This window comes from Gilliamella sp. Nev5-1, assembly GCF_001690895.1.
Classification (GTDB): domain Bacteria; phylum Pseudomonadota; class Gammaproteobacteria; order Enterobacterales; family Orbaceae; genus Gilliamella; species Gilliamella apicola_C.
Map to the genome: position 1 here is coordinate 1 of NZ_LZHO01000006.1, position 24,707 is coordinate 24,707.

The 24,707-nt window shown below is 36.9% G+C and carries 19 protein-coding genes and 1 pseudogene; 12 read left to right on the forward strand and 8 right to left on the reverse strand.

The window, feature by feature from the left end:
- Both A9G41_RS00655 and pepB read right to left on the reverse strand, forming a co-directional pair.
- Window positions 1-658 (reverse strand): annotated as a pseudogene (locus tag A9G41_RS00655) (transposase); the annotation flags it as partial.
- Between the two features lie 129 nt (window positions 659-787).
- Window positions 788-2,068, reverse strand: a complete 1,281-nt coding sequence (gene pepB / locus A9G41_RS00660) for an aminopeptidase PepB (protein ID WP_218837645.1) — start codon at window positions 2,066-2,068, stop codon at window positions 788-790.
- Window positions 2,069-2,169: 101 nt separating this feature from the next.
- On the opposite strand from pepB, the gene A9G41_RS00665 reads away from it, so the two are divergent.
- Complete coding sequence (locus A9G41_RS00665) at window positions 2,170-2,943, forward strand: tyrosine-protein phosphatase (RefSeq protein ID WP_065588522.1); 774 nt, start codon at window positions 2,170-2,172, stop codon at window positions 2,941-2,943.
- Between the two features lie 182 nt (window positions 2,944-3,125).
- Complete coding sequence (locus A9G41_RS00670) at window positions 3,126-4,040, forward strand: restriction endonuclease (protein ID WP_065583261.1); 915 nt, start codon at window positions 3,126-3,128, stop codon at window positions 4,038-4,040.
- A gap of 440 nt (window positions 4,041-4,480) precedes the next feature.
- Here A9G41_RS00670 and A9G41_RS00675 read toward each other — a convergent pair whose 3' ends face one another.
- The gene (locus A9G41_RS00675; protein ID WP_065583260.1) at window positions 4,481-5,098 is read right to left on the reverse strand and encodes a 4'-phosphopantetheinyl transferase family protein; all 618 of its coding nucleotides are present in this window, start codon (window positions 5,096-5,098) and stop codon (window positions 4,481-4,483) included.
- A gap of 98 nt (window positions 5,099-5,196) precedes the next feature.
- Between A9G41_RS00675 and metC the strand changes: the two genes are divergently transcribed.
- The 4 genes from metC to A9G41_RS00695 all read left to right on the forward strand — a co-directional run bounded on the left by metC (window position 5,197) and on the right by A9G41_RS00695 (window position 9,665).
- Window positions 5,197-6,414 carry a cystathionine beta-lyase gene (gene metC / locus A9G41_RS00680; RefSeq protein ID WP_065583259.1) on the forward strand — a complete coding sequence of 406 codons (1,218 nt, stop codon included), beginning with the start codon at window positions 5,197-5,199 and terminating at the stop codon, window positions 6,412-6,414.
- A 31-nt stretch (window positions 6,415-6,445) separates the two neighbouring features.
- Window positions 6,446-7,762: a tRNA lysidine(34) synthetase TilS gene (gene tilS / locus A9G41_RS00685; RefSeq protein ID WP_176700495.1), complete on the forward strand. Its 1,317-nt coding sequence runs from the start codon at window positions 6,446-6,448 to the stop codon at window positions 7,760-7,762.
- Between the two features lie 151 nt (window positions 7,763-7,913).
- Window positions 7,914-8,225, forward strand: coding sequence for a hypothetical protein (locus A9G41_RS00690; RefSeq protein WP_075539191.1), 312 nt, complete (start codon window positions 7,914-7,916; stop codon window positions 8,223-8,225).
- A 39-nt stretch (window positions 8,226-8,264) separates the two neighbouring features.
- Complete coding sequence (locus A9G41_RS00695) at window positions 8,265-9,665, forward strand: FAD-binding oxidoreductase (RefSeq protein ID WP_143425381.1); 1,401 nt, start codon at window positions 8,265-8,267, stop codon at window positions 9,663-9,665.
- A 164-nt stretch (window positions 9,666-9,829) separates the two neighbouring features.
- On the opposite strand, the gene A9G41_RS00700 is transcribed toward A9G41_RS00695, so the two are convergent.
- Together A9G41_RS00700 and suhB are read right to left on the reverse strand one after the other, a co-directional pair.
- On the reverse strand, window positions 9,830-12,016 hold the full coding sequence (locus tag A9G41_RS00700; protein ID WP_075539192.1) for a heavy metal translocating P-type ATPase: 2,187 nt from the start codon (window positions 12,014-12,016) through the stop codon (window positions 9,830-9,832).
- Between the two features lie 129 nt (window positions 12,017-12,145).
- Window positions 12,146-12,949 carry an inositol-1-monophosphatase gene (gene suhB, locus A9G41_RS00705; RefSeq protein WP_075539193.1) on the reverse strand — a complete coding sequence of 268 codons (804 nt, stop codon included), beginning with the start codon at window positions 12,947-12,949 and terminating at the stop codon, window positions 12,146-12,148.
- A 609-nt stretch (window positions 12,950-13,558) separates the two neighbouring features.
- On the opposite strand from suhB, the gene ubiU reads away from it, so the two are divergent.
- From ubiU to csdE, 4 genes are all read left to right on the forward strand, one after another.
- Complete coding sequence (gene ubiU, locus A9G41_RS00710) at window positions 13,559-14,554, forward strand: ubiquinone anaerobic biosynthesis protein UbiU (protein WP_065583255.1); 996 nt, start codon at window positions 13,559-13,561, stop codon at window positions 14,552-14,554.
- A 158-nt stretch (window positions 14,555-14,712) separates the two neighbouring features.
- A complete protein-coding gene (locus A9G41_RS00715) occupies window positions 14,713-15,591 on the forward strand; it encodes a U32 family peptidase (RefSeq protein WP_065583254.1) in 879 nt (292 codons plus the stop codon).
- Entirely contained in the window at window positions 15,548-16,774 is a 1,227-nt protein-coding gene (gene csdA / locus A9G41_RS00720; RefSeq protein WP_255305750.1) for a cysteine desulfurase CsdA, read from the forward strand. Before A9G41_RS00715 ends, csdA begins: the two co-directional genes overlap by 44 nt.
- Window positions 16,775-16,842: 68 nt before the next feature.
- Complete coding sequence (csdE, locus tag A9G41_RS00725; RefSeq protein WP_065653569.1) at window positions 16,843-17,238, forward strand: cysteine desulfurase sulfur acceptor subunit CsdE; 396 nt, start codon at window positions 16,843-16,845, stop codon at window positions 17,236-17,238.
- Window positions 17,239-17,279: 41 nt separating this feature from the next.
- Here the strand turns inward: csdE and dolP are convergent, their stop codons facing one another.
- A complete protein-coding gene (dolP, locus tag A9G41_RS00730) occupies window positions 17,280-17,858 on the reverse strand; it encodes a division/outer membrane stress-associated lipid-binding lipoprotein (RefSeq protein ID WP_075539194.1) in 579 nt (192 codons plus the stop codon).
- A gap of 235 nt (window positions 17,859-18,093) precedes the next feature.
- Here dolP and A9G41_RS00735 point away from each other — a divergent pair, with 235 nt between their 5' ends.
- Together A9G41_RS00735 and A9G41_RS00740 are read left to right on the forward strand one after the other, a co-directional pair.
- Window positions 18,094-18,792 (forward strand): DUF1266 domain-containing protein, encoded by a 699-nt coding sequence (locus A9G41_RS00735; RefSeq protein ID WP_075539195.1) that lies wholly within the window; start codon window positions 18,094-18,096, stop codon window positions 18,790-18,792.
- Window positions 18,789-21,482: a hypothetical protein gene (locus A9G41_RS00740; protein WP_075539196.1), complete on the forward strand. Its 2,694-nt coding sequence runs from the start codon at window positions 18,789-18,791 to the stop codon at window positions 21,480-21,482. The genes A9G41_RS00735 and A9G41_RS00740 overlap by 4 nt, the downstream gene beginning before the upstream one ends.
- 66 nt (window positions 21,483-21,548) lie before the next feature.
- Here the strand turns inward: A9G41_RS00740 and A9G41_RS00745 are convergent, their stop codons facing one another.
- Both A9G41_RS00745 and xseA read right to left on the reverse strand, forming a co-directional pair.
- Window positions 21,549-23,219 (reverse strand): molecular chaperone HscC, encoded by a 1,671-nt coding sequence (locus tag A9G41_RS00745; RefSeq protein ID WP_065583248.1) that lies wholly within the window; start codon window positions 23,217-23,219, stop codon window positions 21,549-21,551.
- 125 nt (window positions 23,220-23,344) lie between these two features.
- Window positions 23,345-24,679, reverse strand: coding sequence for an exodeoxyribonuclease VII large subunit (xseA, locus tag A9G41_RS00750; protein ID WP_075539197.1), 1,335 nt, complete (start codon window positions 24,677-24,679; stop codon window positions 23,345-23,347).
- Window positions 24,680-24,707: the final 28 nt, after the last annotated feature.

Genomic DNA, 24,707 nt, shown 5'->3' on the forward strand with positions numbered 1-24,707 from the left:
TTGCCTTCCCGATGCATAAAGCCACTGTCCGGATCTGTTGTACTGACTTTAACCTCCTTGTATTTCTCTACCGTCGATGGCTTTAAGGCTTTTTTCCGTTTAATTCTCTTTCTGCGTTGATGGCTTGATTAAGCGCATCAATATATTGACTGGGCTCAACAATACGCTGCTCATTACGTGCTTTGCCTTTATTGGCATTTGCTTTTAGGTGAGTACTGTCCGTATATAATACCCGACCACTTATCAACCCTTTGGCAATGGCCTGCTCAACAATATTATCAAAAATCTGTTGATAGATTTCACTGTCATTAAACCGACGGCGACGATTTTGACTAAGTGTTGAGGCGTCAATCACTTTTTCGGTTAATCCCATTCCCAGAAACCAGCGGTAAGCTAAATTGACCTGAATTTCCTGAACCAGACGACGTTCACTGGGGATACCGAAAAGATACCCCAATAGCATGATTTTAAACAGTCTGACCGGATCTTCTGCCGGACGACCGTTATTCGGGCAATAAAGTGGTGCTACCGCTTCTCGAATAAATTCAAAATCAATGACTTTAGCTATTTTACGAACAAGATGATTTTGGGGGACAAGCGCATCTAGTGAGATTTGCTCTATTTTTTCTGGTGTCGCTGGAGTTGGTTTTTTTAGCATAGAAGAACTTCTCTTATAGTGGACTCCTCTCTATTAGATCAAAGAACTCGCCAAAAAGCGAGTTCTTTGTCATCAATCTGGAAAGCCACTTTTACAGTGGCTTTTTTAACTTTCTGATAAATTTAGGGATTATTTAAGGTGACTAAGCAAATTAGCAACCGTCCTAATCCCAACTCCTGTTGCCCCTGCTGCCCATAAGGCGGTGGCGCTTTTACGGAATGTTGCTGAACAATCGATATGTAGCCAATTTTTCTGATAATTTTCAATGAAATGTGATAAAAAGGCCGCAGCGGTACTGGCTCCTGCAGTATTAGGCAATCCTGAGTTTGCCATATCGGCAAACGATGATGGGAATTGAGAACGGTGAAATTCTGTTAATGGTAATCGCCAGAATGCTTCATTTTCAATATTGCTACTAGCTAACAATTGGTTAGCAAAGTTATCATCAAATGTAAGTAATGATTGATAATCATTACCCACCGCAATTTTTGCCGCACCTGTAAGGGTTGCGCAGTCAATAATATAATGTGGTTTATCATTATCGGCACGAATTAAACCATCAGCTAACACAAGGCGTCCTTCAGCATCGGTGTTATTAACTTCTACCGTTTTACCGTTACGGTAATGAATAATATCGCCTAATTTAAATGCATTACCGCTCACTAAATTATCGGCACAACACAAATAAAGCTTGATACGCTGATTTAACCCTCTTGCAATTGCCAATGCTAAAGCGCCCGTTACTAGCGCAGCGCCCCCCATATCAGCGCGCATTGATTCCATAAAGCTACTTGGTTTTAAGCTATAGCCACCAGAATCAAAGGTAATGCCTTTACCCACTAAACAAGCAACAATTGGCGCTTTAGGGTTTTTAGTCGGATTATAATCAAGTTCAAGAAAAGCGGCAGGTCTATCTGATCCCTTACCTACCGTATAGATCCCCATATAATTGTGTTCTTTTAAAGCTTCGCCTGAAATAATTTTATGAGCCACATCAGACGAGTAAGTGCTAATTAAATTAGCAGATCTTGCCGCTAACTCAACAGGGCTTAATGTCTCGGCTTGCTCATTAACAATATCCCGACACCAATCAATAATCGCTAAGCGATGTCCCAATTCTTGTTCGTCTTTAGTATCAAGTTTTGGTCCAATTACTTCAGCGCTTTTTTTGGCATTACGATAACCTAACCAAAAATGCCAACAAGCTTCAAGATCCCAATCTTCGCCAACTAACTTAACCGAATTGATTTCTTGGCTATCTAACTTTCGCCCTGCACGTTGAATCATATCCAAACGACGTTCAGCTTTATAGTGAATAGTAATAGTTTTATCTGAGAAGCTCAGCAGTGCGTCTTTTCCCCACTGGGTTGGAGCCTCTTGATTAGAAAGCAAAATCGATAACATTGACATAGTAAGTACCTTAATCATTTATGAATCAGAAACAATGGATTAATTCTAATCAGAAACATGTTAATATAGCAAGTAAAGTTAAGCATAAATAAGGATTAGTCATGAATTGTATTGTACCAATAAAAAATGGAATTAATTTTCGCGATTTAGGCGGTATTAAAACAATCGACGGTCGCCAAATTCGCTCTGGCATGTTATACCGTTCAGGTGCCTTCTCACTTATTACACCAGAAGAGCAAAATTTTTTATGTGATGAATTAAATCTGCATTATATTTTGGACTATCGCGATAATGACGAAATTGTGCGGAATCCCGATAAATTATGGCAAAATACTCATTACATTAATGTACCCGCTAACCCTTTAAACGATACCGTCACAGCAAGTTTAACAAGTGAAATAGGAAATAATCCAATAACGCTTAAAAAAAGCTCACCATTTGATTTTATGATTAAACTTTATCAGCTACTTCCTTTTAATAATCTTGCCTATCAAAAACTTGCATCAACATTACTTAACGCACAAGGAAAACCATTAGTACAACATTGTGCCGTAGGTAAAGATCGCACGGGTGTTGGCGTTGCGCTAACGTTATTTGCTTTAGGTGTGAGTGAAGAAACTATCATGCAAGATTACTTATTGACTGAAGAGCTTTTATCAGATTATCGAGAAAATCTATTAAGTAAATACAAACATAAAGTAACGCCTGAAGAGTTTGAAAACCATAAAGTGATTTTTGCGGCTAAAAAAGAGTACTTAAACGCCGCCATTAACGCAATCAAACAACGTTATAGCACGATTGATAATTGGCTCGCACAAGAATATCAATTGGATAACAGCAATAGAAAAATCTTACAAGACATTTATTTAATCTAAAAAGATAAATAAGTTAGGGTTATTAATTGTCGGATTTACTCACACTATTTACCATATTAAGAGAAAATTCTATGATGGATAGGTAAAAATAATGCTGAATATGCGTATTCAACAATCTTTGAAACAATTTATTTTGGCTCAATTTAGGTATTATTTGAATATCTTATTATTAAGGAGAGTAAATGGCCATTCCTGATTATCAAACATTGATGTTACCACTTTTAAAATGGTTATCTGATGGAAAACCTCACACAGCGAGAGAAACCTATAATCACTTAAGTCGGTTATTTAAATTAACCGCTGATGAGATGAGTCAGGAACTACCCAATAGCAATCAACCTATTATTGAAAATCGAATTGGCTGGGCGAAAACGTATCTTAAAAAAGCAGGGTTGATTAATAATACCCAGCGAGGTATTTGGCAAATAAGTGAGCAAGGCTCAAGGTTGTTACAAACTAATCCCACTAAGTTAACCAATCAAGAGTTATTAAATATTCCTGAATTTTTATCATTTAAACAGCTATCGCACTCATCAGAAAATCAAACCAAACAAACTGAAGTCAATACGGATGAAAATACACCAACAGAATTAATGGATTCTTCTTATCAAAAAATACGAGAAACATTAGCCGCAGAATTACTTAATTGCATTAAAGCTTGTTCACCAGCGTTCTTTGAACGTTTAGTTGTTGATGTTATGTTAGCATTGGGTTACGGTGGCTCTCGCCATGATACAGGAAAGGCAACACGTTTAACCAAAGACGGCGGGATTGATGGCATCATCCAAGAAGATAAACTAGGGTTAGATATGATCTATCTACAGGCTAAAAGGTGGGAAGCAACCGTTGGCCGACCTGATATACAAAAGTTTGCTGGTGCGCTACAAGGCGAAAGAGCCAAAAAAGGCGTATTTATCACGACTTCTGATTTTAGCTGTGAGGCAATCAATTACGTTAAACATTTAGATGTAAAAATCATTTTAATTAATGGTGCTAGATTGGCTGAATTAATGATTGATTACAATGTGGGTGTTTCAACGAGACAGGTTTATGAAATGAAACAAATTGATGGCGATTACTTTGAAGATGCAGATTAAAAACCCACTATCGTTATCTAACTTGAAATATTTTTCAAATTCTGGCGTAATATTGGAGTCTAAAATAGGTAAAAATAAAAACTTCAATAAAATCAATGGGTTTTCTGACTGATTTTTTTACCATGTCGATTTATCGTTCTTTCTGACACATCATAGCCCTATATTCCTGATATCGTGCACTAAGCTTAATGCGACTATACGTGCACCAAAATGGTTAGCGATTTTCAGTTAATGAAAGAGGGGCATGAGATAAGGCATAATCCCCCACCTATTGTTTAAGCTCTACTAAGTGTTTTGACTATAATGAGTTGTTCTATGATTGTTATTTATATCATAGAAGTGATATTTGTCCATTTTGGGATAGCCCATCAAATAAAATTTAAGGTATAACAATGATGATATCTATTTGCCATACTAACCTCGTGGCAACATTCTAGCCTTTACGATTGCACCACCAATTGCCTAATCGGCACATCGCAATTAACAGAAAGATGAATATCGCCAATTTGTTGATACTGATAATAAAAGTCCTGTCCAAATGGGGCGTTAATTAACTGGTTTTCAATATCTACTTTTACCGATCTTATTTGCCAAACGCCTTTAGCATATAATTTCAGCGCAGATTCCTTTAATGTCCAAAGTTGCCAAAAGGCGGTTAATGTATCGCTTTGTTTTAGCATCCATTGATATTCTTCATCAGCAAAAAAATTTTTGGCGACATTTACATAATTGTGACGCGGCCGAGCAACTTCGATATCAAGCCCTACCTTGCCATTTAACGATATCGCAACCGCGACCCAATCTTGGCTATGGCTGATGTTAAAATCAGGAAGATGCGGCGCTAAAAAGCAGGGACGGCGATTATCGCCAATGATCATCATCGGCAAATTAGCAATTTGACAATATTGTTTAAGTAAATTCGCTAAAATTGATCGACAAACTAAAAACTGTTTTTTCCGTGCACCATTTAATAATTGAGCATCATTAATGACTTGTGGTGACAGTAGTGAATAATTCACTTCTGCTGTATCTAAATGGGCAAGTTGGGCAATTAACATGTTGGATAAGCCAGTTTAAACAAAAATTATTTTTTACTATTTTAACAGCATGCTATGCTAACTGTTATCGAAATTTATCAGATCACTAAGGATGCGTCATGTCTTTACAAACAAAATTAGTTCATGCTGGTCGAAAAACTCGCTACACCCAAGGAGCGGTAAATTCTGTTATTCAGCGAGCTTCATCGCTGGTTTTTAACTCAATAGAAGCCAAAAAAGAAGCCACAGAAAATCGAGCAAAAGGGGCTCTATTCTATGGGCGCCGTGGCACATTAACCCATTTTGCCCTACAAGAAGCCATGACCGAAATTGAAGGCGGTGCAGGTTGCTACCTTTATCCTTGTGGGGCCGCAGCAATTGCTAATGCCATTTTAGCTTTTGTGAAAAATGGCGATCATATCCTTGTATCTGAAGCCAGTTATGAACCTACTCAAGAATTTTGTGAACATATATTAAAAGATTTTGGAGTAGAAACCGATTACTTTTCGCCACTAGTGGGGAGTGATATTATCAAATATATCAAACCCAATACTAAAGTTGTATTTTTAGAATCACCAAGCTCAATTACGATGGAAGTCCAAGATGTGCCAGCAATCGTTAAAGCCATTCGCAGTGTGAATCCTGAAATCGTCATTATGATGGACAACACTTGGGGAGCCGGCGTGTTATTCAAAGCGTTAGCGCACGGCATTGATATCTCAATTCAAGCTGGCACTAAATATTTAATTGGTCACTCAGACGCCATGTTAGGTACCGCGGTTACCAACCAACGTTGTTGGGATAAGTTACGTGAACGATCTTATTTAATGGGACAGATGTGTGATGCCGATACAGCCTATATGGCAACGCGTGGATTACGAACCCTAGCAATTAGGCTCAAGCAACATCACGAAAGCAGCTTAAAAGTGGCAAATTGGTTAGCCAATCATCCTAAAGTGGCAACCGTCAATCATCCAGCATTAGAAAGTTGCAAAGGGCATGAATTTTTTAAACGCGATTTTAGTGGTGCCAGTGGTCTATTTTCATTTGTCCTTCAAGAACATTTAAGCGATGTCCAATTATCTGATTTTTTAGATAACATGACCCACTTTTCCATGGCTTATTCATGGGGCGGATTTGAATCATTAATTTTAGCTAATCAACCTGAAGATCTTGCCAAAATACGTCCAGTATCGGGGATTGATTTTAAAGGTACATTAATCCGATTACATATTGGTCTTGAGGATCCTGATGACTTAATTGCTGATCTTGCCGCAGGCCTAGATAGAATCGAACGACATAAAAATAAAGTGAATGCGTTACAAAGCTTGGTATAAATAAGCATAAATTAGTAGAAATGGATAGCAGATGAGCCATCAAAGCCAAACACAAATCGACAGCATGGTTGAACAAACTATTTTACCACACCTAAATGGCCGACAATCGCTACTCGTTGCCTTTAGTGGTGGCGTCGATTCGACCGTATTAATGCAAGCATTAGTCAATTTAAAGCAACAGTTACCACATCTACAACTTAGAGCAATTTATATTCATCATGGTTTAAGTGCAAACGCTGATAACTGGGCGGCACATTGTCAACAACAATGCCAAATTTGGCAAGTGCCATTAATTATTGAAAAAGTCAAACTTGATCAACAAGCAGGCAATATTGAAGAACAAGCCAGAAATGCACGCTACCAAGCCATTTATCACCATTTACATCATGATGAAACCTTGTGCACCGCACAACATCTTGATGATCAGTGCGAAACCTTTTTTTTAGCGCTAAAACGTGGCAGTGGCCCAACTGGCTTATCTGCAATGCCGATTGAAAACGGAAACCATCTTCGACCACTACTAACCATTACACGCGCACAAATTGAAGCTTATGCTAAACATCATCAGCTTAACTGGATAGAAGATGAAAGTAACCAAGATGATCACTACGACCGCAATTTTTTACGCTTAAAGGTATTACCACACCTTAACCAACGTTGGCCACATTTTTCGCAAATGGTGGCTCGCAGCGCTGAATTATGCCAGCAACAAGAAGCATTAATTAATGAATTATTATTGGCTGATTTTAAACAAGCCACAACCGAGCAAGGGCAATTGTGTTTAACACCATTATTTGGCTATTCAGAATATAAACGTAATGCCATTTTACGCATGTGGTTTCGATCGCAACAAATCAACATGCCAAGCCAACAGCAACTCGCCTTAATTTGGCAAACCGTTGCTTTAGCTAAAGAAGATGCCAATCCCCAATTTATATTACATAACAAACAAATCCGTCGTTATCAAAACCAGCTTTATCTATTGCCATTATACCAAAACATTGAATCGCAAATGCTTAATTGGGATTTAACGTTGCCGTTAACACTCCCTGATAATGTGGGGCAATTACAGGTGAATTATCAACCCCCTTTACCTTGCCGTTTACCCCATGCAGATGAGCAAGTGACCGTTCGATTTCATGCTCAAGGGCAACTACAGATTGTTAATAGAAAAGGCTCAAGAGCGATAAAAAAACTATGGCAAGAACATCATATTCCACCGTGGATGCGAACACGAATCCCAATGGTTTACTATAATGAACAGCTTATCTGTGCGGTGGGCGCTTTTGTCACAGAACAAGGAAAAGGCGCACAAATCGGTTTCAAACTCATCAATAATGGCTTATAGGTTTTATCGATAAAGTTTGATACGCAAAACAATAATATATTTAAAAGATTAGCTAAAATAATCATATTTGTTAAAGCCAATATAGCTTAGTTAAATAAATAACAGCAATTAAGGTTAATATGATTATCAGCAAATATTAGGATTTATCACCATGATGCTTCTATCTGATTATCTAAAATCTACAGATATTGAATTAATCCATAATAAGTTAAAAAAACTCGCCATGACAAGCTTAACGCACATTCTTAATAATAACTACACCGAATTAGAGCTTAATACGAAGCAAGATATCCAAACACTAACTTTTCGAGAAAGCCTAAGTGTAATTTTAACGGGAGATTATACTGAACCTGTTTTTCAAATGTGCTTAAAAATTTATAAAGATGAAATGTATTTTGGTTATTATCACTATTTGACAACATTAGACCTTACCTTTGTTGATGAATTCTTTGTAATCAGATAGAATCAATTATTTTATTATATATCAATTAGATATTAAATTATGATGAAAGAATTACATTTATTAAGCTGCTGTCTTTGCCTGTTACTACCATTAAAAACGCAAGCTGTTGTTGTCAATGATGTGACAGGCATGACACCAGTACAAGTCGCGGCTATTGTTCAGCCTGAATCCACCCAACAAGTTGCTGAGCTGGTTAAAAACGCCTCTGGACCAATCAGTATAGCTGGTGGCAAATACAGCATGGGTGGACAAACTGCAATAACAGGGGCAATCCAGATAGATACCAAAAAACTTAACCATGTGATTGATTTTAATCCTGAACAAAAACTTTTAACCATTGAATCAGGTGCCAACTGGCGCCAAGTGCAAGAATTGATTGATCCTTACAACTTATCAGTGAAAATTATGCAAAGTTATGCCAATTTTAGCATTGGTGGATCACTCAGTGTTAATGTGCATGGTCGCTATATTGGGGAAGGCCCTATAATACTATCAGTAGAAAAATTCAAAATTGTACTAGCTGACGGCTCAATAGTCATCGCTAGCCCAAAAGAAAACTCAAATATATTTTATGGCGCAATTGGTGGTTATGGCGGTTTAGGAATTATTACTGAAGTCACATTACAACTTGTTGATAATGTTAAAGTTAAGCGCCTCAGTGAAGTGATGCCAATAACAAAATATTACTCGTATTTTACTCAACATATTCGTTCTGATAAAAGTGCAATATTCCATAACTCGGTAATGTATCCACCTGATTTTGAAACAGTTCGCGCCGTTACATTTAAACAAACCCAAGAGCCATTAACTATTTTAGACAGGTTAAAACCTAATACACAATACTCACGGACTCAGGAACAAAAAATAAAAATCGTCACCTCATCAACTTTGGGCAAACAGTTGCGTAAATTATATGACGAAGTTGATTACACAAAGCAACCTGTCATGTGGCGTAACTATGAAGCAAGTTACGATGTATCTAATTTAGAGCCTATTGCAAATAAAGACAAAAGTTACGCACTAGAAGAATATTTTATCCCAATAGAACGATTTGATGATTTTTATCCAGAACTCATTGCTATTTTGAAAAAACATCAAGCTAATGTCATCAATATTTCGATTCGTCATGCTAAGCCAGATAGTGGCTCGCTACTAGCATGGGCTAAAACTGAAGTGTTCGCTTTTGTTATTTATTATCAGCAAGCAACTGATGAAAACAGCAAAAAACAAGTAGGCATCTGGACTCGGGAACTAATAGACGCCGCACTAGCAAACAATGGTAGCTATTATTTACCTTATCAGTTGCATGCCACGGCTGAACAGTTTCAGCGTGCCTACCCACAAGCAGCACGTTTTTTTAAGCTCAAAGCACAGTTAGATCCAAACAATAAATTCAGCAATATGATGTTAGATAAATATCGCCCTAAAAAAATTGAGTAAGCAACTGACAAAAGCCAAATAGCCTATTGCGGTATTGATGCTTAAACATAGACATAAGCTAAAATATTTTAACAACATTTATACGAATTTATTGAATTGATTAATGATAACGAATAATAAAGGAGGCCATTAGCCTCCTTATGCTACCACCAACTTTATACGATTTATTTTCCGCTCTTGGCCTTCCAACGTTTGAGTAACAATGCATTGGTAACCACACTCACACTACTTAACGCCATCGCTGCGCCAGCAATCATTGGGTTTAAATAACCTAGCGCCGCTAATGGAATACCAATCAAATTATAGACAAACGCCCAGAATAAATTCTGCCTGATTTTATTATAAGTTCGACGCGAAATATCAATCGCATCAGCGATTAAAAATAAATTGCCTCGCATCAACGTAATACTTGCTGCATGCATTGCCACATCGGTGCCCGTTCCCATAGCAATACCGATATCGGCAGCAGCTAAAGCGGGCGCATCATTAATACCATCCCCGACCATAGCCACTTGATTATTGGCTTGTGTATAGCTTTCTTTCTGTAATTGATAGATATAATTTGCTTTGTCTTGAGGCAATACTTCAGCAATAACTCGATCAATAGCTAACCGATCACCAGCATAATTTGCTGCTTTCTGATTATCACCAGTTAACATTACCGTATTAACATGTAGTTGATGAAGCGCATCAATTGCACTTTTTGCTTCATCTTTAATCATATCAGCAAAGCCTAATATCGCCAAAATCACCACATTGCCTTCTAACTGTTGTTTAGCTAAAAATGAAACGGTATAACCTTTGTTAGTTAATTCGCTAATTTTATCATCCATATTCATAACATAAGCGTTTAATGACTTCATCCAACGCAAACTTCCTAAATAATATTCGGTATTATCAAGGGTAGCCATTACACCTGAACCTGTTACTGAAGTCATATTTTGCGCATAACGAAACTGCCCTGCTTTACTTAAAATCGCCTTAGCAAGTGGATGCTCACTACCCGCTTGTAATGACGCAGCAATCGACAAAATTTGCTCAGGCGTCTCGCTACTTATAATATCCATTTCAACTAATTCAGGTTTGCCCATGGTTAAAGTACCTGTTTTATCAAATGCGACCGTATTAATACTGTGCAGTGTTTCTAATGCTTCGGCATCTTTAAATAAAATACCATGACGAGCAGCTACTCCAGTACCAACCATAATGGCTGTTGGCGTTGCCAACCCTAAAGCACATGGGCAAGCAATCACTAACACCGCAATACAATAAAGTAATGCTTGTTGCCAATCATGCGATATTATTCCCCACACCAATAACGTAACAAGTGCAATTAATAAAATCATCGGTACAAAAATCGCACTAATGCGATCAACAATGCGTTGAATCGGCGCTTTTTTTTCCTGAGCTGATTCAACCATTCCGATAATCTTCGATAGTGTTGAGTCGGCCTGAATGGCGGTCGCTTTAACAATCAATAATCCTTCACCGTTAATCGTGCCACCAGTAACCACATCGTTAACCATTTTATTGACAGGCAAACTCTCACCAGTTAACATCGACTCATCGCTACTTGATTGACCTTCTATCACAATGCCATCAACCGCGATACGATCACCAGGTTTAACAATAACAATATCACCAACTTTAACTTGGCTTATTGGTAAACTTACTTCCTGATCACCTCGCCTAACTAAGGCGATATCCGGCCTTAAAGCACAAAGTGCTTCAATCGCTTGTGTGGTCTGATGTTTAGCGCTTGACTCTAGCCATTTTCCCACCAAAATTAAGGTGATAATCACCACTGAAGACTCAAAATAAAGATGTTCAGTATTTCCCGTTATAAATTGATAAACTGAAAGCCCATACGCCGCACTCGTGCCGATAGCAACCAGTAAATCCATATTGCCTGACAACACTTTAACCGCATTAAAAGCACTTCGATAAAATTTTGCCCCCAAACCAAATTGCACTATAGATGCAATAACCAATTGCAACCAAGCAGGCATCATCAAATTCAAACCAAACAAAGCTAATAACATAGGGAAGACAAAAGGAATGGCAAAAATAATAGCAATAATAATTGGATATATAGATGACTGTCTTTTAGATTTTTTTTGCTTATCCGTTGATTCGGTAATTTCAACCGCATGATAACCAGCTTTATCCACTGCCGACATTAAGGCTTCCAGCTTAACAGAAGCATTAGCATTAACCGTTGCTATTTCGGTAGCAAGGTTAACGCTAACATCAATCACACCATCTACTTTCTTGAGTGCCTTTTCAACGCGCCCAACGCAAGATGCACAGCTCATTTCTTCGACAATAAAATTGTATTGGACAGTTTTCATTCAAAGCATCCCCCACTTATTATTTATGTTATTGGCAATCTAGTATATACCTAAAATAAAAAAGGTTCACGAAAATAAGCATAAAACAGCAGGGTAAGATTAACCCTGCTTTAGGAAAACAAAGGAAGGTTAATTACGAAGATTTTCTGGCCATTCGTTTTGGGTAGAAACCAATAAATTTTTAACAACACGAGAGTTACCCGCCACAATATTACCAGAAACCATATAGTTATTACCGCCAGCAAAATCAGTAACAACCCCACCAGCTTCGCGCAAAATAAGCTCACCGGCTGCGATATCCCACGGTTTTAAACCAATTTCAAAAAAACCATCTAAACGACCAGCAGCAACATAAGCAAGATCTAACGCAGCCGAGCCAGCACGGCGAAAATCACCGCATTTAACAAACAATTTTTGTAAAACAGTAAAATAACTATCGCTGTATTGTTTCGCTTTAAATGGGAACGCAGTAGCAAGCACACTGCCCTCCAAATCCTTGGCATTACTAACACGAATACGATAACCATTAAGCTGAGCACCTTTACCACGAGCGGCGGTAAACAGCTCATTACTCATTGGGTTATAAACCACAGCAATTTCGGTTTTACCTTTAACTCGGGCAGCGATTGACACAGCAAAATGCGGAATATTTTTGATAAAATTAGTCGTACCATCAATTGGATCGATTATCCACTGTGTATCAGCATCATTCCCTTTCGCCAAACCACTTTCTTCAGCAATAATAGTATGATCAGGGTAAGCTTTTTTGATTGTCTCAATAATCAAAGCTTCAGCTGCACGATCAGCATTAGTAGCAAAATCATTAGTGCCTTTGGCTTCAATCTCGATTGAACTTGGGTTTTCATAAGCCTTAATGGCAACATTCCCTGCTTTACGAGCAGCACGGATAGCAATATTCAGCATCGGATGCATAATTTTCTTCCAATTGATGATGTTAAAGAACGGGTTGATTTAGCAAAGCAATTAGCCTTACTAAAAATTGGAGTATAGTATAAAGGTTTTACAACCTTATTACCAGACTATACCTGCATTGATGACAAAAATAGATTTAATTGATCTTGATAAAAAATCGTAAAAATTTTTAATAAAACAAGCTCAATTTTTATTGTAAAAATCAGCAGGTAATGTTTTCTCTCTATTTTTTATTTATTTTGTTGTTTTAAAATGGCTTTGTTTCGAGTGTTTGGTTTTCGCATAAAAAATAAGCCATTGATGATATTGCCCGATTTAGGAGATTTGTGCCCAATATTTTACAACGCCACGTATGGCGTTAGATGGCTAAAAATAAGATATTTTTTCACTTAAAAAACAGGTCAGGAAAAATACTGATTTTATTTTTCTAGATTACACCCAAATGCTGACGCCATACCTTATTCGGCGCCAAAATATATCGCTGATAAAGGCGATAAACAAAGCCTTACCCATTTATTAAGCAGAATAACCGCTTTCTATTCGCATTACTCTCGAAATTATTGCATAATACACAGCGTATAAATTACCGAAATTAAGTTAGGAATAATTATGGAACTTCTTTGTCCAGCTGGATCGTTGCCCGCTCTTAAAGTAGCAATCGATCATGGTGCTGATGCCGTTTATATTGGTTTGAAAGATGATACCAATGCCCGCCATTTTGCTGGTTTAAATTTTAATGAAAAACGGTTGTTAGAAGCTTCAGATTATGTACATAAACGCGGTAAAAAGTTACATATTGCCATTAATACTTTTGCTCATCCTGAAAATTTCCAACGTTGGCAACATGCTGTCGATACAGCTGCAAATATTGGTGCTGATGCGTTAATTATTGCTGATCTTGCCATGCTTGATTATGCGGCTGGAAAGTACCCTGATCTTGAGCGTCATGTTTCTGTGCAAGCGTCTTCAACCAATGAAGAATCGATTAAGTTTTACTATAACAACTTTCAGGTACATCGTATTGTGTTACCGCGTGTACTTTCGATGCATCAAGTTAAACAACTATCACAAGTTTCTCCTGTTCCGCTAGAAGTATTTGCTTTCGGCAGCCTGTGCATTATGGCGGAAGGACGTTGTTATTTATCATCCTATTTAACTGGTGAATCACCCAATACAGTTGGGGCTTGTTCGCCAGCTAAATTTGTTCGCTGGGAAGAGACCGAAAAAGGGCTTGAGTCACGACTCAATAATGTGTTAATTGATTGCCATAAAAAAGGTGAAAATGCGGGTTACCCAACGCTATGCAAAGGGCGTTATTTTGTTGGCGATAAGCTTTATCATCCAATCGAGGAGCCAACCAGCTTAAATACCATTGAGCTATTACCTGAACTATTTGCTGCTAATATTGCCTCGGTTAAAATTGAGGGGCGTCAGCGTAGCCCTGCTTATGTTGAACAAGTAACCAAAGTATGGCGACAAGCCATCGATCGCTATAAAGCCAATCCGCAATCATTCCAAACAGAAAAAAGCTGGATGGATACGCTTGGATCAGTTTCAGAGGGAACACAGACAACATTAGGCGCTTATCACCGTAAATGGCAATAATTTAATTTTTTTATTAAAACAAATAATTAAAAAATATACATTTTAAATGTAATATTTCGCTTTTTATATCTTCTGTTTTTTGTAAATAAATACAGGTGATAAGGTATTATCTTTAATAATTTAATTCATTTAATATAAACAATATTGTGAGCAAAACTATGAAATACGCATTAGGACCAGTGCTTTATTATTGGCCTAAAACCACAACAGAAGCGTTCTATTACGCCGCTAGAGAGAGTCAAGCGGATATTATTTATATGGGCGAAACAGTATGTACCAAACGCCGTGAAATGAAAGTTGCCAATTGGATTGAACTGGCAAAAGAAATTGCTAAATCGGGTAAACAAGTAGTGCTTTCAACCCTAGCATTACTTGAAGCGCCATCAGAATTAAACGATTTACGACAATTAGTTAATAACGGCGATTTTTTAGTCGAAGCAAATGATTTAGCTGCCATTAATATTGCGCAAGAGCATAAATTACCATTTGTTGCAGGCCCTGCTATTAACTGTTATAACGCATTAACTTTAAAATTATTACAAAAACAAGGGATGGTGCGTTGGTGTATGCCAGTTGAGCTTTCTCGTGACTGGTTAACCAATGTACTTAATCAATTTGAAAATTTAAATATTAAGCGAAATTTTGAAGTTGAAATATTCAGTTATGGTTATTTACCTTTAGCTTATTCAGCGCGTTGTTTTACCGCTAGATCAGAAGACAAGCCTAAAGATAAATGTGAAACATGTTGCATTAATTATCCCGCTGGGCGTGAAGTGTTCTCGCAAGAACAGCAAAAAGTATTTGTGTTAAACGGTATTCAGACTCAAAGTGGTTATTGTTATAACTTAGGCAATAATCTTAAAGAGATGAAAGGATTAGTGGATATTGTTAGAATTTCACCACTTGGTCTTGAAACGCTCGATATTGTCAAACGGTTCAAAGCTAATGAAGATGGATTAAATCCGCTACAAATTGAACATAAACGAGATTGTAATGGTTACTGGAATGGTATTGCCGGACTTGAACTTACCCAATAAGCATTTTGTGCCTGAGCAATTTAGGGCGGATTTTCCTGCGCTTAATAGTGAAAGTGTCTATCTTGATTCGGCAGCAACCGCACTTAAACCACAAGTGATGGTTGATGCAACGCTTGCCTACTATTTAGAAAATACCGCAACAGCCCAGCGTAGTTTGTATAATACCGCACTGCAAGTCACCGCAACGATTGATAAAGCAAGACAAAATGTTGCTAATTTAATTCACGCTCAAAGTAGCACTGAAATTATTTGGACTCGTGGTGCGACTGAGTCATTTAATTTAATTGCGCAAAGTTACGCTCGTCCGTTACTACAATCTGGCGATGAAATTATTGTGAGCGAGTTGGAGCATCATAGCAATTTATTGCCTTGGTTGATTGTTGCGGAGCAAACAGGCGCTAAAGTCATTCAATGGTCGTCAGATGTTAATGAGCTATCTTTATTAATGTCTGCTAAAACAAGAATTGTTGCAATAACGCAAATGTCGAATGTAACGGGTTTTTGCCCTGATTTAGCTACAATTAGCCACATTGTTCATCAACATAATGCGGTTTTAGTTGTTGATGGTGCGCAAGGCATTGTTCATCATGCGCTTGATGTCCAGCAATTAAATATCGATTTTTATGCTTTTTCAGCCCATAAATTGTATGGACCAACGGGTCTTGGTGTTTTATATGGTAAAAAGTCCTTACTTGAACAAATGTCGGTTTGGCATGGTGGCGGAAAAATGCTAAAAAGCGCTTCATTTGATGATTTTATTCCTGAAGATCTTCCCTATAAATTTGAAGCAGGCACACCCAATATTGCTGGCATTCTTGGCTTTAACGCAACACTTGAATGGTTAAAAAGTTGGGATAATAAGCAGCAAGCAGAAAACTACACAAAGCGACTCGCTGACTACGCAAAATCACAACTAAACCAATTTGCGGATATTCAATTTTATAGTGTGGATAGTAGCCCGATTATTACGTTTAATATCAATGAGATTCATCATAATGATATTGCTATCTTATTAAGTGAACAAAATATTGCGATCCGCACTGGTGAGCTTTGTGCCCAGCCTTTGATGAATAAATTAGGATGCCACGGAGCGGTTCGTGTTTCATTGATGCCATATAATAATCAGCAAGATGTGGATAAATTTATTTCAGAGTTGCAAAATGCAATTGAAATATTAGTGTGATTTTATACTGAAACGTATAGTTTCCTGAAACTTTTTTACAAGCAGTTAACCGTAAATAGGTCAATATTATGCTATCACAGCAAAGCTTAACCGAATTATTTGCAAAGCAACGTACTTGGCAAGATCGTTATCGACAATTAGTAATGCTAGCAAAGCAATTACCTGATTTCCCTGAAAATGAAAAAACTGAGCAGAACCAAGTCCACGGATGCGAAAACCGTGTATGGCTAACTTATCAAAAACAACAAGATAATAAGTATATTTTTCAAGGTGATAGTGAGGGAAGGATCGTCAAAGGCTTGTTGGCCATTTTAATCATCATTGCCAATCACAAAACAGCACAAGAAATTGCAGCTATCGATTTTCGATCCCTATTAAGTCAGTTAAAAATTTCTGATGAGCTAAGCCAATCACGTTTGCAAGGGCTTGCTAAATTAATTGAGCGCATAAAATCGGTTGCATAAAAAAGGGGCTAATGCGCCCCCTGTCTTTTATATAGTTACCGTTAATTTTCGGTATAAGTGTAAAGTGTGATGACTTTTTTTACACCACTGACTTTACTTGCAATTTCAGCTGCTGCTTTACCTTCTTCTGGGGTAACAATTCCAATTAAAAACACTTCGCTGTTTTCGGTTACCACTTTAATTTTGCGAGCTTTTGTTTTGGCATCTAAAACTAACCGAGATTTAACTTGAGTAGTTATCCAAGTATCATTAGTAATAGTCACTGCCCCAACAGGTTCCCCAATACGAATTTGGTTATAGACTTTTTTTACCCCTTCAACTTGATAAGCAAGCCTTTCTGCTTGTTCAACTTGTTGACTATTTGCTTGTCCAACCAAAAGGATATTACCACCATAAGCACTCGAAACAATACGCGAACCAATAAACAAAGGTCCATGGTCTTTAATTTTTATCCCCATACGTGAACTGAGCGTTGTATCATCAACTTGGGTACCAGTAGTGCGAGGATCAGAGGCAACTTTTGCCGTAGCCCCTGCACCAATTCCTATAACAGCAGCAACGCAGCCTTGCAATATTAATGTGCAAGAGATTAACATTGCCATTATGGCGATCTTTTTCATTATAGCTCCTTATGATTTATTGCTCTGTAATAATCAAATTCTAATAGATTGTTTGTATTATGCCTTGTAGATATTGATTTGCAAATAATTTTATGATTTATGCTAGCTTATAGCAGTATTTCTATTTTATGAAACTATATCATAAATTTCTGTTTGAATTTCAAGTGTTATTTTAGTGTGAAATCTGCTATCTTTGTATAATAAATAAAATAAATCAGATGATTGGAATAAAAATATGAATCAAGATTGTGTCGATTGGCTGTATGGTTTATCTGCACCAATGGTTGTAATAAACATAGAAAATGGAGCAAGTTATACTTCGCCATTTTTTTATCCAGATCGAGATTTTGTTGATATGAAAGAGAGTTGGGCTATTGATTCCCGTGAAACTTTACTTAACTGTGTGTTCGACATGGTTGATGATGGGCACGCTTCAGCATTGTCTAAATATTATTTGATGTATTCTCGACTTTTCGAAGTTGATTGGTATGATCATTATCAAGAACAAGATGACTATCAAAAAGTTTTGCTTGATTTTGTCAAACAAACCTTTCCTGTGTGTGGTACTGCAGGTATCCGTAGTTGGGATTATGCTCGAATGGGATATATCTTACGAAATGGTACTGCTAATAAATATATCACCGAACAAGAGGCCTTATGGATTCTTTCTCGAATAGGACTCCGTTGTCAATATTATTATAGAAACTGGCACCATTACTTTACAGGCTGGTTTGTTGGTTATCAATATTGGATATCACTCAATAGCAAAGAAGACTTAGAAACATTACGCTGTGAATTGACTCGAGCATCACGCGCTCATACCATGGCAAATTTACATGAAGATAAAGATGCCCCACATAATCGTTTATCTTGGTATATAGATATTGAAGAACTAGAAAAACCTGAGTCACTAATGGAGTATGATTGGTCATGAATGAAAATATTTGGCAACTGTTAGGCATTGAAAAAACAACCGATCAAGTGGCTATTCGTCAAGCATATCGAGCACAATTACCTTCATATCATCCTGAAACTGATCCCGATGGTTTTAAAGCATTACGCGAAGCCTATGAGTCAGCAATAAAATATGCACAATCGCCCGAAACAATGGCCGATGAACCTAAGTCTGAATCAGAACAACAAGAAGTATCAGTATCCTTAACAGAAGAACAGCTTAAAGCCAATGAAATTTGTGAGGCTTATCAAACATTGTTAGATGATCCTCGACGCTGTTTTAATGTTAACGAGTGGCAAAAATTTATTGGTTCATTTTATGACTACTCAATGGCAGTTATTGATTCTGTAAAATGGCGATTGCTAGAAATAAGTTATGAATCAAAAAATATATCAGAGTCATGTGTCAAACTATTAGCTGATAGTTTACGTTGGCGGCAACAGCTAATGATCCAATTTGCCGATGATTTTGAAAAGTATGATAGTTATTTAAATCATATTGATCGTGGTGATTTGTTCAATTACACCTATTTACCGACAACAAGTAAAACACTGCAAAATGTAACTATCGATTATATGTACTATACTAGGTGGTTATTTTGGGAGCGTAGATCTGGGGATATTTATGCATTCTTATCACAAGATACGGTAATTTATCTTCCTGATGATAAAAATTTGATGCTTAAATTTTCCTATTGGCATTGTATAGCTAATATAAAAAATCAAGCTATTTTGGATTATGCTTTAAAATGTATTGCCCAAAATGATCAAGATGAAAATATCATTATCGAATGGAAATATATTGCCGCCATTCAATATACGCTACTTGATAATAAACAAGAGTCCTTACAATCTTGGCTAGATCTTTATAGTTCAGGTCATTATCAAGATAAAGCAGCCAGCTGGATAGCTGGTTGGTGCGAATATTATAATAAAGATTGTTTCCCATTATTAATCATGGCTCTTAATAATTCTTACTGTATTGCTATAGATAACACTGAAAATTATTTAAATGCAATACCTCAGCTAACAGCAACAACTGTTTCACGATTAGCAGGACTAGAGGCTAGCGATTATTCCCCTGAAATAGCCAATTTTATTGACTGGGCTTTAAATGTAAATTGGAATTATAGACAAGTTTTATCCATGCTATTACTTGATGACGGTACCAATCGATTGTATCGCTTATATCGCCATGCCATCATGCTTCGCCACGGTAATGAAAGATTATTGCAAGAAATCCTTGATGAACGCAGCGATGATCCATTTGAACAATTTATTTTGCAAAATTTACAACGGCAAGCACGACAAAACCTAACATGGTTATCAGAACTACCGCCCGTACAAGAGTTTAAAGCTTGGCTATATGATAGTGATGAAAATACGCCTATCCCAGCTAAATTTGATCCTAACTCTGAAGATAATCATTGTTTTTATTGTCGTTTATGGCTAGATAGGCTTGATTATTTGCCGTTTGTTGCCATATTTCATCTTTATAATAATTTAGAGTATTCATATATGGAAATGTATGATTGGGTAGCTTTTCTTACAATACGAATACCTTACAAACTACCTGCTCCACCAGATGCTTCTATCTGTTCAAGTAATAAAAATGCCTATTGGCAATGGTATCGTAATTGTTTATTAGTTATATCAATTGCCAGCCAGCCTTTTGCAACGGCCAAATATCTTCAAACTGAGAATAATACATTCCAACTACCGAATGACAATTTGCTATCTCCTCTTATTAATATTTTTAAACAAGGAAACTGGCAAAATGAAACAGAGTTATATAATCTGATTAACAATGACAGTAAGTTAATTAATTGCATCTTAATAAATTATCCAAATTCAATTGAATCGTATATTGATGATACACCTGATAGCATTGATTTTAAGGAAATTGAGCAAAAACTTGAACAAGTATGGCAACCTAAATTAGCAAAACAAAACCCTCTCTACTTGATTATTTTATACAACATAGTATTTTATAAACCCGATCAAAAAACAAAATTAGATCAGATGTTGAAAAGTGTTACTGGTGATAATAAAGAGTTAATAGAAACAGCAAAAAATCTAAAAAAGAGTTGGATTGCACCATTTTTTGATCGCAGTATGAAATACAATTATACTAAACAAACTGATGAAATAATGATACTTACTAAACGTTTGTCTAGCTATTACGGTATATACGATGAAGATGAACTTGAAGTGTTATACAATTTTAAAAACAACAGTGACAATGATTTAGTCTTACGGCTTTGTGCAGCATTACTTATAGCAAAAAATCATGAAAATCAACAAAAACTGGAATCACAGCCATTACCTAAAAATAAATGGTGGCAGTTTTGGCGTTGGAAAGGACGAACTAATATAAAAGGTTTTATTATACAATTATGTTGTAGCTTCATTGTGTTAGGATTGATGATCGTACTTAACAGTAATTCTGAATTGAATAGTCCTACTTTTTCTATGATTTGTTATTCTATTGCTGTAACCAACATGATTTTTGCTTTAAAACGACGTTTTAATGATATTGATAGAGGAGAACCCGTGACCCAAATGTTGGTTTCTCTCTTATTTTTTATGCCATTTTTGGGTTCCGGCATCAAACACACTAACCGTTTTGGACCACCAGTGGAAAAAACACCCAAAGAAAAGGAAAAGTAAACAAAATAAAGTCCTCTTTTTTATCTCTAAAAAAGAGGACTTTTTATATTTTTAAAATTTTATTGGCTATCGATTCAGATCTTTTAGATTAGATTCAATTTCACAACGAATTTTGTTAATTTCTTCAGAATTTTGTCTATTTAATACTTCCATAAAAACTTCGATATATGATCCAATTAATAGACGTTCATCACCCAATGATTGTGCCCATGCACGTTCCAGCCTTGCTAATAAAGTACGATTCGGCATTTCGTCGCGAGGGTGAATTTTAAGTGCTTTTAAGCGATCATGACTGTCTTGTTTTTGTTTGTCTGTTAATCCAATTGGACTATGATCAATCACTTTGCCATGTTGTTTGCCTGTCTCAAGTAAAACCACATCAACTTCTAATAAGCCATTTAGATCATAACTAAAGCGAACATCAATCCCTTGTGTTTTTTCCATTGGCGTTAGAGGCACTTCAAACTCATCAATTAAAACATTGTTTTCAACGCGTGGATTTTCACCTTGATAAACCGAAATACATATCACTTTTTGCTGAGGGTGAGTTGTGTAAAATGTTTTTACTTTCGAAGTTGGTACAATAGTATTACGTTCAAGAATGGGTGAAAATAACCCACTGACATTATTTGAACAACTTTCAATCCCAAGAGTATAAGGACACACGTCGGTGAGAATGACTTCTTCTACATCTTTATTACGCAATCGGCAAGCAGCTTGAACAGCGGCACCTTGAGCGACAATTGTAGTTGGGTTTATATGACGATATGGTAATTTTCCAAATAATTTAGTAACCAATTCGCGCACCACTCCAAGTTGTGATGAACCGCCAACTAATACAATATGCTCTAGCTGATTAGGCTTTAAACGTGCATCATTTAACGCTTGTTCGACCGGTGCTCGTAAACGATTAAGTAACGGTAACCAGATCATTTTAGCTCGGCTTTCATTGAGTGCAAATTGCCACTGCTTATCTTGCCAAAACCACGTCAAATTATGCATCTGTTCACCATTTAATTTGCATTTTAATTGCTCTGCCAAATCTAACAATCGAGCATAATCATCTGCTGGAATATCTTGTTGTTTAAGATTCCACTCACTTAAGCAAGCTTTAACAAGCTCTTGGGTAAAATCTTCACCACCTAAATAGTTATCACCTGCCGAAGCATGCACTTCAATAATTGGCATCGAATATTCAAGCACAGTCACATCAAACGTGCCACCACCTAAGTCAAATACTAAAGTATTACCTGATTGTTCTTCGTGTAATCCGTATGCCATAGCAGCTGCTGTTGGTTCATTGATTAAACGCACAGCATTTAATCCCGCTAACTCAGCAGCAAAGCGAGTCTGCTTGCGCTGCTCATCATTAAAATAAGCAGGCACCGAAATGACAACATCACAAATTTCTTGCTTTAAAAATACTTCTGCATCCGCTTTAAGTGATTTTAAAACCATCGCTGAAAGTTCGGTTGGCGTAAACTTTTTGTCGCCTAATTCAAAAACTTTGTTTGAACCTAAAAAGCGTTTAAAAGCGGCTGCACTACGATTGGGATGCGTGGTTAAACGGGACAATGCCGCATGTCCGACTAGAATAGAATCGTCTTCGTCAACACTAACTGCAGATGGTGTAACAACTTCACCAATTGAATTAGGAATAAGGAATGGTTTTCCATCTTGCCAAACACAAATTAAACTATTTGTCGTACCTAAATCAATACCTATCGGGTAACTCATAACCCCTCTGAATAATATAATAATTTCCTATTGTTCAGATTATATACTAGTGATCACTTGAATTGCAAAAATGATGTTAAAAACTGGTAAAAACAGTCTATGAATGTTCTTTAAAGATAACGAGTTTATTCGTTAATTTCGATAATTTGACTAACCAGTTTTCCTTTCTTTAATCTTGTGACGATAAATTCCCCAACAGTCACCTGCTCACAGCGACGAACCACTGTGTTATTTTGGTTTATGGTGACAGAATAACCTCGCTCAAGTGTAGCAAGTGGGCTAACATTATTGAGTTGCGAAGTTTGTAACACAAATTGATGCTGTGACTTTGTTAATTTCTGATCAATTAAATTAATGAGTTGCTGCTGTTTTTGTCGAACCAATTGCCCTAAATAGGTGATGTTATTTTGTGGCGATACTCGTAATAATCGTCTATCTAAAAAATTATAGCGATTTGACTGCTTGAAAAAATATTGCTGAATATTTTCATATAATGAATGACGATAGGTTAAAAGTTGATTCAATTGTTTTTCTAATTTTGTTTGTGGATGTTGAGTCTGCAATAGATGATGCCATTTATTGAGTTTTTCTCGACACTGCATTAAATAATAATCCATTGCCATGGATAGATGCTGTTCTTTTGCTTGAATGCGTTTTATCTGATCTAAATTATCATGACTTACTAACTCGGCAGCAGCAGATGGTGTAGCCGCTCTGACATCAGCAACAAAATCTGCAATGGTAAAATCAATTTCATGTCCAACCGCACTAACCGTCGGTATTTTGCTTGAAAAAATGGCTCTTGCTACTATTTCTTCATTAAATGACCATAAGTCTTCAAGCGAACCTCCGCCTCGCCCAATAATTAACACATCACATTCTTGCCGAATATTGGCAATTTGAATCATCTTAGCAATTTGTCCCGCGGCCTCATTGCCTTGTACTTGAGTTGGGTAGATGATTAAATGTAAGCTAGGATCACGGCGCTTTAATATCTGGCAAATATCATGTAGCGCAGCACCCGTTGATGAAGTGATAATGCCAATGGTACGAATATTTTCAGGCAGTGGCTGTTTATACATGGGATCAAATAAACCTTCGTCTGACAGTTTTTGCTTTAACTGCTCAAACTTTTGCTGTAGTAATCCTGCTCCTGCGGGTTGAATTTTATCAATAACTAGTTGATATTCCCCGCGCGCTTCATACAGTGTAACTGTTGCTCGAACTAAAACTTGCTGTCCATTTTGTGGTGTAAAGCCAGCACGGAAATTACTATTGCGAAACATTGCACAGCGCACCTGTGCACTGTCGTCTTTTAATGAGAAATACCAATGACCCGACGATGGACGAGAAAAGTTTGAGATTTCGCCTATCAACCAAACTTGGCCAATAGCATCACAAAGCAACTCTTTCACCATTTGATTGAGATCTTTAATCGATAAAATTGAACTACCTTGCATGCTATTATCCTTATGGTAACTATATTTA